Origin of the sequence: Acinetobacter sp. ANC 3813 (assembly GCF_002135435.1) — a bacterium.
Lineage (GTDB): Bacteria > Pseudomonadota > Gammaproteobacteria > Pseudomonadales > Moraxellaceae > Acinetobacter.
On the sequence record NZ_NEGK01000005.1, the window covers coordinates 18,931 to 30,896 of the forward strand.

Below are 11,966 nucleotides of genomic sequence, written 5' to 3' on the forward strand. Positions count from 1 at the left end.
ATCAAAATCCAGTTTTGCGGTTATCTGAAGAAACTAATTGGGGCTGCCAGCCTGCTGCAACGCAATAGGGAGATTCCGCCAGCCAAAAACCTTTCGGCGTAAAGACGCCTAGCATAACATCATCTATGCTTAATATTTGAATTCGATGACGCAGCCACGGAAAAATTTGCGCCTGCTGAATGGCTTTTTTCAAAGGCCATGAACCTGAGCGCCCATGAAGATGGATTTTCTCCCCCCCCTGACGCTGTACTAAACTCAAATTTTGACACAGCAATGTAGGCGACAAACCATAAGTTTCTGTGTACTGAATTTGAAACTGTCCAGACAATACTTTGAATAGCTGATTATCGTGCAGCTGAATCGTCTGCATAGCGAATTGCTCATGCTTAGACAGCATATATTCTGCTGAACTGATCCGAAACACGCCCCCTGAAAAGCGCAAATAATAGAATCCATTGCAGTGCAATGCCGCCTGTGAATCCATTTTGGAATCGATCACTTCATGCATTAAACGCTGAACCATATCAAATGATGGGCGGTACTGTTCCTGCCCTTTCATCCACGCAGAAAGCAGTTGACGCTGCCTTGGAAGCGATAATGCCTGCAATTTTTCCAGCTGCAGCCTATCAGATGTTCCACATGAAACCATATCCTGCGCCAGCACATCCGCCAAAATATCTTCTGCATCCTGCATTAAAGCGCTGCTGCGGCTCAGCGCCAGCTGCATTTTAGGATAGCGTGACTGCAGCATCGGCCACAGTTCCGCTCTGGCCCACGCTCGGTCATATTGGATATTAAAATTGCTGGGGTCTTGAATATTTTGCACATTCAATTCAGCGGCCCATTGGCAAATCTGCTCACGGGAAAGATTCAGCATGGGGCGCCAAATAGTCATTTCATCGCGCTGATCCAATGCGCGCATCGCCGCCAGCCCATGAATGCCGGCACCCGATAAGAGGCGCAGTATCAGCGTTTCCGCCTGATCCTGCTGATGATGGGCCAGCACTAGAATTTCATGCGTCGACAGATGCTGCTGATAAGCTTGATAGCGGGCAGAACGCGCCTGATTTTCCAGATTGCCTTCGGCAACAGCAACCTTTTGCACAATACAGGGAACGTTAAGCAGAGCGCAGGACTCAGCGACAAAGCGGCCCCAATCTGCACTGGGCGCTTGCAATTGATGGTCAATATAGATGGCGCGGATTTTTTGCGGGTACAGCAAAGACATCAGGCGCAGAAGCAGCATGGAATCCACGCCGCCGCTGCACCCGATTAAGAATGAAGCCTGTTCAGAAAAAGTTTCTGATTGACTTAAGCAGTCAGACCTAAATTGTCGCTGCCAAATTTCATTAAACGCTGGTAACGCGCTTCGCATCGTTCTTTTGCATCCATTGGCGCTAATTCTTCTAGAGCTTGTTTCAATACAGTTTTTAAGTTCTGCATGACTTGCTCAGGATTCACATGCGCGCCTTCGCCTTCATCAACCACATATTCAACAATACCGATTTTTTTCAGTTTGTCTGCAGTCAATGCCAGCGCTTCACTCGCCTGTTCCGCTTTTTCTGCTGTTTTCCACAGAATAGACGCACAGCCTTCTGGAGAAATCACCGAATAAATGCTGTGAGACAGCATCACTACGCGGTCCGCAACGCCAATACCCAATGCGCCGCCTGAACCGCCTTCACCAAGAACGGTGGCAATCACCGGCACTTTTAAGCTCGACATTTGCGCAAGACTGGTGGCAATCGCTTCAGCTTGACCGCGCTCTTCTGCGCCTACACCTGGGTATGCGCCCATAGTATCAATAAAGGTAAATACCGGCAGGTTAAAACGCTCAGCCATATCCATCAGGCGCTGCGCTTTGCGGTAGCCTTCTGGGTTGCTCATGCCAAAATTATGCTGCAATTTTTCACGTGTGCTGCGGCCGCGGTGCTGCCCAACAACCATCACTGGCTGACCATCCAAACGTGCTAAACCGCCAATCATTGCGCCATCATCACCAAATAAGCGATCGCCATGCAAAGCATCAAACTCAGTGAAAATTTCACTGACATAATCCAAATATTGCGGACGTTCTGGGTGACGTGCAATTTGAACTGTAGTCCATGCTTTAGACTGCGCTGCTTTATTTTTCATAGGTCGACCATTATCCCTGAATTAACCAATGTGTTAATCGATAAACTGTTCCGACTGAATATTCAATTCAATATCCCAATTCTTGAACTGGACTTGCTCATCATGCAAATCAGCTACAAGCAAAGGCCACTGCTTGGCATCGCCAGAAACGCTAAGCTGCCATTGTTGCGCATTGTCCACACTCAATTCAATGGCAGGAAGCATCTCATCGCTGCGGCTGTGATTCAGCAAAACTGCTAAACGAAGCAATAGACATAAGTGCACAAGTTTGCTACCGCCGACTTTCATTACATCTACACGGGCATCATTGCGCAACTTGCGGCGATGATGCGCGACCAAATGTGACAAATGATTTTGATCAATTTGCGAGAAACCCGGAATATCTGAATGCTGCAGCAAGTATGCGCCATGGCGGTGGTAACCGCTGTGGCTGATGGCTAAGCCAATTTCATGCAAGTAGGCAGCGCGGCGCAGCAAGTCACTGTCATCACTGTTTAAATGCAGTTTTTTCGAGACATTGTCAAACAGCTGCTGCGCTGTCGCAACAACGCGCTCCGCCTGTTTAGAGTCAGCATTATAGCGGCCCAATAAGGCATGTACAGAACGGTCACGGACATCTTCATGCTTGAAACGGCCCAGCAGGTCGTACATGACGCCTTCACGCAATGCGCCGTCCGAGTACACCAGCTTATCTAAGCCCAACACTTCAAATACGGTATATAAAATGGCAATCCCCGCTGGCAAAACTGCTCGGCGGTCTTCTTTTAAGCCATCAAATTCCATTTCAGACACGTGCTTATATTTCAGCAATTTTTCTTTTAATTTTTCCAGGCCGTCACGGGTCAGCTCTTCTTTGTCATTGCTCCAGCCCATATTCACAGTAATCTGACGGCAGGCTTTAATCGTGCCGCTAGAACCCACTACAGTATCCCATCCAGCCGCTTTATAGGTATTCGCAATGCCTGACAGTTCTTTACGGGCAGCATTTACCGCTTTATCAAAGCTTTTTTGATTGATTTCGCCATCGGTAAAAAAAGCTTTAGTAAATGCAACACAGCCCATCTGCACAGATTCTGTATGAATGGGCTCAAATTCTTCGCCAATAATCAGCTCAGTCGACCCGCCACCAATATCGATCACTAAACGGCGGCCGCTGTTGGCCATGGTATGCGATACACCTAAATAGATCAGCCGCGCTTCTTCACGGCCCGCAATAATTTCAATCGGTTTAGGTAAAATTTCTGCAGCTTTCTGTATAAAATCCTGACCATTTTTGGCTTGGCGCAAAGCATTAGTCGCAACAATACGCAGACGATTGGCCTGTACAGGGCTTAAACGTCCTACAAAACGCGCTAAACAGGCCAAACCGCGCTGCTGCGCGGCTTCAGTTAAATTCTTATTTTCATCCAAACCCGCTGCCAATTGTACTTTTTCTGACATTGAGGCAACTTTTTTAACTTCACCATGATCCACGCGGGCGATGGCTAAGTGAAAGCTGTTTGACCCCATATCAATAGCAGCCAGCAATTCCTCATCAATCAAAAAATCAGACATGATTCAAAAAACCTTTACAGAATTGTGCTTAGAGTAATTCACAAGCGTACAATTTAAAAGCCATTTATGTGTGCGATTCTGCGTGAATAAAGACAGACACTTGCACTCAAAGCGCAATTGCATAACACGATTGCAGCTATCGTGAGCATCAATTAGACAATTCCGCATTAAAAGCCGAAAATTTACAGAACCCACTACATTGTTCAAGATGGCTATGTAATACTAATCACATTGCAAAGTCGTTTAAAAAAATTCTTTTGGAGCACAATCCATGTCAGGCAATATTGTAAACACTACTGATGATAACTTTGATGCAGACGTACTGAAATCTGACGTACCTGTATTGGTCGATTTCTGGGCTGGCTGGTGCGCGCCATGTAAAGCTATCGCGCCTGTGCTTGAAGTATTAGCGTCTGAATACGAAGGCAAAGTTAAAATTGTAAAAGTAGATGTAACTTCATGTGAAGCTACAGCTGTTAACTACAATATCCGCAACATCCCGGCTTTGCTGATGTTCAAAAATGGCGAAGTGGTTGCTCAGCAAGTTGGCGCTGCGCCAAAATCTAAATTGACTGCTTTCATTGATGAAAACATCTAATTGAAAGCCAGCTCAGGCTTTAAAAAATACGCTATTTGAATAGCGTATTTTTTTTGCTGAAAAATTGACAAAGCCCTGATTCTCTCTTATATTGCTAGCTCAAGAGATAAAGGATCTCAAGTCCTGTCATTTTCTTACAAGATACAACACATAAGATCGCCGCTCGGCAATAGAAATTGTTTTTACACATTTTTCTTCAAACAATGAATCAGTCCACTGAATTGTTATTGTGCAAATACAATCGCGTACTTTAATTGTCTGCATGCGGCTCAATGTTGCTCCCTTTCCATCCCGTACCCTAGAATTTTTGATTCTTATCTGACACCTATGAATTTAACCGAACTCAAGAAAAAACCGATTGGCGAACTCATCAAAATTGCCGAGTTTATGGGCCTTGAAGGAATGGCGCGTAACCGCAAGCAAGACATTATTTTTGCCATCTTAAAACGCCACGCGATGAATGGCGAAGAGATTTTTGGTGATGGCGTTTTGGAAATTCTGTCAGACGGCTTTGGTTTCCTTCGCTCTGCCGCTGGCTCATACCTTGCAGGTCCTGACGATATTTATGTCAGCCCTTCACAAATCCGCCGCTTTAACCTTCGTACCGGCGATACAATTACCGGCACAATCCGTCCACCAAAAGAAGGCGAACGTTATTTTGCCCTATTAAAAGTTAATCAAATTAACTACGACACACCAGAAAACTCACGCAATAAAATTCTGTTTGAAAACTTAACGCCGCTTTTCCCGACTGAGCAATTGATCATGGAATTGGGTAACGGTACAACAGAAGATTTAACAGCGCGTGTTGTGGACTTAGTTGCTCCGATTGGTAAAGGCCAGCGTTCTATTATTGTTGCGCCGCCTAAAGCGGGTAAAACAATGCTGCTGCAGAATATTGCACAGTCCATTGTCCGCAACAACCCAGAATGCTTCCTGATCGTTCTTCTGATTGATGAACGTCCAGAAGAAGTAACTGAAATGGAACGTACGGTACGCGGCGAAGTCATCGCATCTACATTTGATGAATCTCCAGCACGCCATGTTCAAGTTGCTGAAATGGTGATTGAAAAAGCGAAACGCTTGGTAGAGCACAAAAAAGATGTTGTGATTCTGCTTGACTCAATTACCCGTTTAGCGCGCGCATACAACACAGTGATTCCTTCATCAGGCAAAGTGCTGACAGGCGGTGTGGATGCACATGCGCTTGAACGTCCAAAACGTTTCTTCGGTGCTGCGCGTAATATTGAAGAAGGCGGTTCATTGACCATCATTTCGACTGCATTGATTGAAACCGGCAGTAAAATGGATGAAGTGATTTACGAAGAATTCAAAGGTACGGGCAACCAAGAGATCACCCTTGACCGCCGTATTGCTGAAAAACGCGTATTCCCTGCAATGAACATTAAGAAATCAGGCACTCGCCGTGAAGAACGCTTAATGTCAGAAGACAATTTGCGTAAAGTTTGGATTCTGCGCAAACTGCTTCATACGCAAGATGAATTGGCCGCAATGGAATTCCTGCTTGACCGCATGAAAGAAACCAAAACCAATGATGATTTCTTTGATCAAATGAAGCGTAAAGCGACAAACAACTAAGCGCTGCAATGCACAAAAAGAGCTATCTATAACGATGGCTCTTTTTATTTGGTTGACATCCGTTACATATTAAAACAATTGATGCTTTAAACTGTTAACTTATTTTCAAGTAAATGATTATAAAAATAATTTCATAAAAAACCTTAGTAGTTTTAGGGGGTTATTTAGTATTTATCCAATATATTTCTTTCCTTTGATTGTTATTTTCTGTTAAAAAAAGCGCTTTTTTAACCACTTTTTCACGTTTTACCCCTTCAAGACAGTAGATATTCAAAATGCGCAGTGATAGCATATCGGCATACCAGTTAGGCTGCATCTGCATTGTTATTTCCTAATAAAAATTAGGTATAATAAAAGCATCAAACAGTGCTAACTCAGGTTTTTTTTAATCTCATATTTAGAGAGTGATGCCATGTTATTCAAAAAAATCGCTATTGCTGCTGCAGTTGCTACTACTTTAGCTTTCGTTGGTTGCGCTAAAAAAACTGAAGAAGCTCCTGCTGCTGCATCTGAAGCTGCTGCATCTGAAGTAGTTGCTGCTTCTGAAGCTGTTACTGCTGCTGCATCTGAAGCTACTGTTGCTGCATCTGAAGCTACTGCTGCTGCATCTGAAGCTACTGCTGTTGCTTCTGAAGCTACTGCTGCTGCATCTGAAGCTGCTCACTAATAATCTCACTGATTATTTAGTTAGTACAAAAAGAGAGCCTTACGGCTCTCTTTTTTATTGTCTGCGATTTATCCAGCAACGCAGCGCAATAGGTTCCCACGCAGTAAAATCACCGCTCTACAATAATTCTAAGCATAAAAAAAGCAGATCAATCGATCTGCTCATTTCCTACACGCTGACGGAATTTCTGTCCTGCGCGGAAGGTGACTACACGGCGGGCAGAAATCGGAATCTCTTCACCCGTTTTAGGATTACGGCCTGGACGCTGACGTTTGTCACGCAGTTCAAAGTTGCCGAAGCCTGATAATTTTACCTGTTCCCCAGAGATCAGCGCTTGGCTGATCTCATCGAAGAATAATTCGACCATTTGTTTCGCTTCACGACGGTTTAAACTCGTGAGCTCACTTAAATGATCAGCCATTTCTGCTTTTGTTAATGCTGTCATGAAGCCCTCAATGTCGCCTTGTAAGTGTCTTCCAACACTTGAAGAATATTATCCATACCGGATTTAATTTCAGCATCTTCTAGTGTACGTGCTGGGTGCTGCCAAAGCAGTGCAAATGCCAATGAGCGCTTGCCCTCTTCAACACCCTGTCCTGTGTACACATCGAACAGCCAAGCAGAATCTAAAAGCTCTCCGCCAGTTTTTCCGATAAGCTGCTGAATTTCGCTAACATTAATCTTATCACTAATTAAAAGCGCAATATCACGTCTAACCGATGGAAAACGTGATAATTCTGTAAAATTAGATACATAAGTTTGCAAAACAGCCTTTTGATCGAGTTCAGCCACCCAAGTGGTGCTCAAATCCAGCTCATCTTCCAGTGATGGATGCAAACGGCCTAGATAACCAATTGATTTTCCATCGACTAAAATTTCTGCAGATTGGCCCGGATGCAGCCAAGCACGCTCCGAACGCGCATATTCAACTTTTACACGGCCCGCAGCGAGAACTTCTTCGACATCGCCTTTAAAGTCAAAGAAATCCATTGGCGCAGCTTTGCCATGCCAAGACTCGGAACTGCGCGCGCCTGTAGCAATCATCGCGAAAGTCGGGATTTGCTTCAGGTCGTGAATGCTTGATGCGCCTTGATAGTCAAAACGCAGACCCAGCTCATAGAAACGTACACGGCTTTGCTGGCGGTTGACGTTATATTGCACGCATGGAATTAAGCTTGACAGCAAAGTCGAGCGCATCACCGCTAAATCACTTGAAATCGGGTTTGCCAGCGCTAGAGGCTGTACTTGCTGATTCAATTGCTTTTCAAGTTTTGCATCTGCAAAGCTGAAGCTGATCGCTTCTTGATAGCCCAGCGCAACAATTGTTTGACGCAATTGCGCAAGCTCAAATTGATCTTGGTGCTTCGCCAATTTCACATCAATCACAGGCAGGCTGATTTGGATATTGTCATAACCGTGAATACGGGCAACTTCTTCGATCAAGTCTTGGTAAATTGCCATATCAAAACGGTGTGATGGCGGAACAACGGTCCACTCACCTTCAGCTTTTACAGTCACCTTACAGCCTAAACGTGTTAAAGCGTCTGTAATAAATGCGCTTTCAACGTTATAGCCAAGCAATTGATCAACTTGAGCCTGATTCAGCTCAATCGCATCACGCTTTGGCAGCAATTCTGCTTTTTCAGCGATGGTGATTGGGCCAAACTCACCGCCAGCCAAATCCGCAATCAATTGAGATGCGCGATGCATCGCAGTCATTGGCAATTCAAAGTCTACACCGCGTTCATAACGCTGTGAGGCATCGGTATGTAAACCGAAGCTACGTGCACGACCTGCAATGTGCAATTGATCGAAAAATGCTGATTCTAGGAAAATTTCAGTGGTTTCATCAGAAACTGCTGAAGATAGGCCGCCCATAATGCCGGCAATCGCCAAAGCTTTCTGATCGTCTGCAATGACCATGACATTTTCAGAAAGCTCAACTTCCTGCTCGTTCAGCAATGTCAATTTTTCTGCAGCTGTCGCTTGACGTACATGTACTGCACCATTCACCTTACCGCCATCAAATGCGTGCAAAGGCTGGCCCAACTCCATTAATACATAGTTGGTGATATCAACCAGAATACTGTGCTGACGAATGCCTGCACGCGCCAGAGCACGCTCCATCCAGTCAGGTGTAGGCGCTTTGGTATTTACGTTCTTAATGACACGGCCGAGGTAACGCGGGCAGCCATCTGTTTCCAGTACGACTTGCTTAGCATCCGCAATGGTCGCTGCAACTTCTTTAACTTCAGGCGCAGTCACAGGCAGCTGATTGATCACACCAATTTCGCGCGCAATACCTCGAATGCTGAAACAGTCGCCGCGGTTTGGCGTAATGCTGATATCAATCACATGATCATCAAGATCTAAATACTTGCGGATATCGACACCCACTGGCGCATCGGCTGGAAGCTCCAGCAGACCGTCAATTTTATCTTCTAAATCAATTTCAGACGCGCCGCACAGCATGCCTTGAGATTCAACGCCGCGCAGTTTGCCTTTTTTAATTTTGAAATCGCCTGGCAGTACCGCACCAATAGTTGCGACTGGCGCTTTCATGCCTGCACGCACATTTGGCGCACCGCAGACAATTTGCAATGGCTCGCCTGTACCAATATTAACCGTCGTTACACGCAAGCGGTCTGCATCTGGATGCTGCACCACAGTCAGCACTTCACCCACAACAACACCTGTAAACGGTTTTGCTGCAGGGTCCATGTCATCAACTTCTAAACCCAGCATCGTCAGCTGGTCAGACAATGTTTCGCTGTCAATTGCCGGGTTAACCCATGTACGCAGCCAATTTTCGCTAATTTTCATAAATTCATTTCCTTAATCTCCCCTAGCCCCTCTTTTAAAAAGAGGGGGAAACACATCTGCCCTTTGAGACAGGAAAGTCCCCCTTTTACAAAGGGGGATTTAGGGGGATTTCAATAATTTTCAAATAACTGTTTAAATTCGTTTAAGCAAATTGGCGCAAGAAACGCACATCATTTTGGTAGAACATACGTAAATCGTTAATGCCGTAACGCAGCATTGCGAAACGCTCTACGCCTAGACCAAATGCAAAGCCTTTGTATTTTTCAGGATCAATGCCAGCCGCTTGAAGTACGTTTGGATGCACCATACCGCAGCCCAAAACTTCCAGCCATTTGCCGCGCTCATCCATAATATCCACTTCCGCGCTCGGCTCAGTGAATGGGAAATACGACGGACGGAAACGCACTTTCAAATCTTTTTCAAAGAATTCATTCAAAAGATTTACAAGCAAGCCTTTTAACTCAGCAAAGCTAGTATTTTCGGCAACGTATAAACCTTCAATTTGATGGAACATTGGCGAATGCGTTTGATCTGAGTCACAGCGGTAGACACGGCCCGGGCACACAATGCGGATTGGCGGCTGGGTTGTTTCCATGGTGCGGATCTGCACACCTGAGGTATGTGTGCGAAGCAAATGGTTCGCATCAAAATAGAATGTGTCGTGCATTGCACGCGCAGGGTGGTGCCCCGGAATATTCAGCGCTTCAAAGTTATGATAGTCATCTTCAACTTCAGGACCTGTCGCTACAGTAAAGCCAGCCTTGGTAAAGAATTGGCAAATACGCTCTTGCACTTGAGTCACAGGATGAATGCTGCCAATGGTTTGACCGCGGCCTGGGAGCGTAATATCAATGGTTTCGCTCGCTAATTTTTGTTCAAGCGCCGCTTTTTGTAATTGAGTTTGGCGCTCAGTTAAAGCTGCATTAATGGCTTCACGGACTGCATGAATCGCAGCGCCTTGAACCTTGCGCTCTTCTGGGTCCATTTTACCCAATGCTTTCGATTGTTCCGCGAGCTGGCTTTTTTTACCCGTAAATTGCACTCGAACTTGATCAAGTGCAGCAAGGTCTTGAGCTGCTGCAATCGCAGCGAGCGCTTCAGCGGTCAGGGCTTCCAGTGACATAGTAACTCTCAAAGCAACAATTTAGAAAATATAAAAACCCCATATTCTAACAGTTTTTGCGCCGAAGGATGAAGCGCAATCACAAGTAAAAATTGCAATAGCGTCAAGAATTAAAAAAAGTATAAGATAAGCGCAATATCAATGAGATCTATCAATATGGCCCTCGATCAAATTTGGAAGCAACAACTGGCTTTAGTGACCTACGGTAATGAATATTTATCTCAGAATTTAAGTTTCCAGCGCTGGGTGCAGCATGCCATCTTTGATCAGCACCGCTTTCTATTTCGCGACTTAATGACGCAGCATTTACTGGCACAGCATTTTCAAATTTGGCTGGAAGGATTGAAAAAACAAGGGGTTCAGCGCATCAGCCTGCACAGTTCCAGTATTTTAAATGAAGAACAGAACCCGAATGCCAATGTTGAACTGCTGCCGATTGCGCATTTTATTGTCAGCCATGCCGGAAATAAAAAGCAGGCATGGATTTTTGGCAAAGAGCTTGCAGAGTGGTACAGCGCAGATAATGATTATGAAGCGCCCGCATCACAGCAGTCTGAAGTCCGATTAGAAACATTCTGGCGCTTTGAACTGAATGCCAAGCTGGCAAAACGTGTTGATGCAGATTTGCAGCAGCCGAATTGGGATGACATCCAAGCCTATACAGACATCGAGCTATTTGACAGCAAATATGCCGAAGGCTTTAGTGCGCCATCAGATATAGACTTACCCTATTATGGTAAAGCTCTGCAACACAGCAATGATGCCGATACGGCGCAGCTAGCATTGCTTCCAACAGAATACCCTGCAGACTATGCGCACAAAACATTGCGCCGTTTTGATGCATTAGCAGGTTTTTTACAAGAAAAACAGCTGCATCCCTACAATGCAGCAGGCGAACTGATCAGCCCTGAAGAACAGCTGAATTACCGCCATTTTGCTCAAAAACTGGATGATCTCAGCGCTAAATTCATTGTTAAAGCCGCCAATCACTATAAATCTGCCCGCCTTAGCGCCAAAGCGCTAAACTCGCCGTTTGAAACAGCTGCAGATGCGCCAGCAAAACCATCTAAAACAAGCAGTCAGTATCCTGCAGAGCACAAGTCTGGTAAAACAGGGGTATTCGCACTGATTATCGTGACTGTGCTGATCTGTATTGCCGGCTATTATTTTGGCCTGTAACGCCATTTTGCTAAAAAAGCGCTTTTCAACGGCGCTTTTTTATCTTTATTGTTAGACTCACTAGGCCGTAATTAAATAATTAAAAGGCCGAACCTGAATTTGAACTTTGTGCTGATTGGCATGCTGGTTAATATAATGATTGATGGCAACCACCTCACCTTCCAGCTGCGCATCAGGGCCATACATGATTTTGACAGTTTCACCCTTACGCGGAAGCATTTGCAGCTCTATGCTGATGCTGCCTTGCCCCATACCTGTAATTTCTGCAAGCATCTTATTTTCCTTAT

At 45.1% G+C, this 11,966-nt stretch carries 12 protein-coding genes; 4 read left to right on the plus strand and 8 right to left on the minus strand.

Annotated features, from left to right (window positions below; translation table 11 throughout):
* Position 1: 1 nt before the first annotated feature.
* From tilS to ppx, 3 genes are read right to left on the minus strand one after another with little or no spacing between them, the layout of a single operon-like run.
* Positions 2-1,375 (minus strand): tRNA lysidine(34) synthetase TilS, encoded by a 1,374-nt coding sequence (gene tilS, locus B9T34_RS08825; protein ID WP_086212799.1) that lies wholly within the window; start codon positions 1,373-1,375, stop codon positions 2-4.
* Entirely contained in the window at positions 1,312-2,136 is an 825-nt protein-coding gene (locus tag B9T34_RS08830; RefSeq protein WP_086212800.1) for an acetyl-CoA carboxylase carboxyltransferase subunit alpha, read from the minus strand. Before B9T34_RS08830 ends, tilS begins: the two co-directional genes overlap by 64 nt.
* Before the next feature lie 33 nt (positions 2,137-2,169).
* On the minus strand, positions 2,170-3,690 hold the full coding sequence (ppx, locus tag B9T34_RS08835) for an exopolyphosphatase (RefSeq protein ID WP_086212801.1): 1,521 nt from the start codon (positions 3,688-3,690) through the stop codon (positions 2,170-2,172).
* 271 nt (positions 3,691-3,961) lie between these two features.
* On the opposite strand from ppx, the gene trxA reads away from it, so the two are divergent.
* Together trxA and rho are read left to right on the plus strand one after the other, a co-directional pair.
* Entirely contained in the window at positions 3,962-4,288 is a 327-nt protein-coding gene (gene trxA / locus B9T34_RS08840) for a thioredoxin (RefSeq protein WP_086212802.1), read from the plus strand.
* Between the two features lie 327 nt (positions 4,289-4,615).
* A complete protein-coding gene (rho, locus tag B9T34_RS08845; RefSeq protein ID WP_086212803.1) occupies positions 4,616-5,887 on the plus strand; it encodes a transcription termination factor Rho in 1,272 nt (423 codons plus the stop codon).
* A 160-nt stretch (positions 5,888-6,047) separates the two neighbouring features.
* Here rho and B9T34_RS18885 read toward each other — a convergent pair whose 3' ends face one another.
* A complete protein-coding gene (locus B9T34_RS18885) occupies positions 6,048-6,209 on the minus strand; it encodes a hypothetical protein (RefSeq protein WP_171265168.1) in 162 nt (53 codons plus the stop codon).
* A 90-nt stretch (positions 6,210-6,299) separates the two neighbouring features.
* On the opposite strand from B9T34_RS18885, the gene B9T34_RS08850 reads away from it, so the two are divergent.
* Positions 6,300-6,554: a hypothetical protein gene (locus B9T34_RS08850; protein WP_086212804.1), complete on the plus strand. Its 255-nt coding sequence runs from the start codon at positions 6,300-6,302 to the stop codon at positions 6,552-6,554.
* A 148-nt stretch (positions 6,555-6,702) separates the two neighbouring features.
* On the opposite strand, the gene B9T34_RS08855 is transcribed toward B9T34_RS08850, so the two are convergent.
* From B9T34_RS08855 to pheS, 3 genes are all read right to left on the minus strand, one after another.
* Positions 6,703-6,999, minus strand: a complete 297-nt coding sequence (locus B9T34_RS08855) for an integration host factor subunit alpha (protein ID WP_004649746.1) — start codon at positions 6,997-6,999, stop codon at positions 6,703-6,705.
* A complete protein-coding gene (gene pheT / locus B9T34_RS08860; protein ID WP_086212805.1) occupies positions 6,996-9,377 on the minus strand; it encodes a phenylalanine--tRNA ligase subunit beta in 2,382 nt (793 codons plus the stop codon). Before pheT ends, B9T34_RS08855 begins: the two co-directional genes overlap by 4 nt.
* 142 nt (positions 9,378-9,519) lie before the next feature.
* Positions 9,520-10,500 (minus strand): phenylalanine--tRNA ligase subunit alpha, encoded by a 981-nt coding sequence (gene pheS, locus B9T34_RS08865; RefSeq protein WP_086212806.1) that lies wholly within the window; start codon positions 10,498-10,500, stop codon positions 9,520-9,522.
* 156 nt (positions 10,501-10,656) lie between these two features.
* Here pheS and B9T34_RS08870 point away from each other — a divergent pair, with 156 nt between their 5' ends.
* On the plus strand, positions 10,657-11,679 hold the full coding sequence (locus tag B9T34_RS08870) for a hypothetical protein (protein WP_086212807.1): 1,023 nt from the start codon (positions 10,657-10,659) through the stop codon (positions 11,677-11,679).
* A gap of 60 nt (positions 11,680-11,739) precedes the next feature.
* On the opposite strand, the gene B9T34_RS08875 is transcribed toward B9T34_RS08870, so the two are convergent.
* Positions 11,740-11,952, minus strand: coding sequence for a KOW motif-containing protein (locus B9T34_RS08875; protein WP_086212808.1), 213 nt, complete (start codon positions 11,950-11,952; stop codon positions 11,740-11,742).
* Positions 11,953-11,966: the final 14 nt, after the last annotated feature.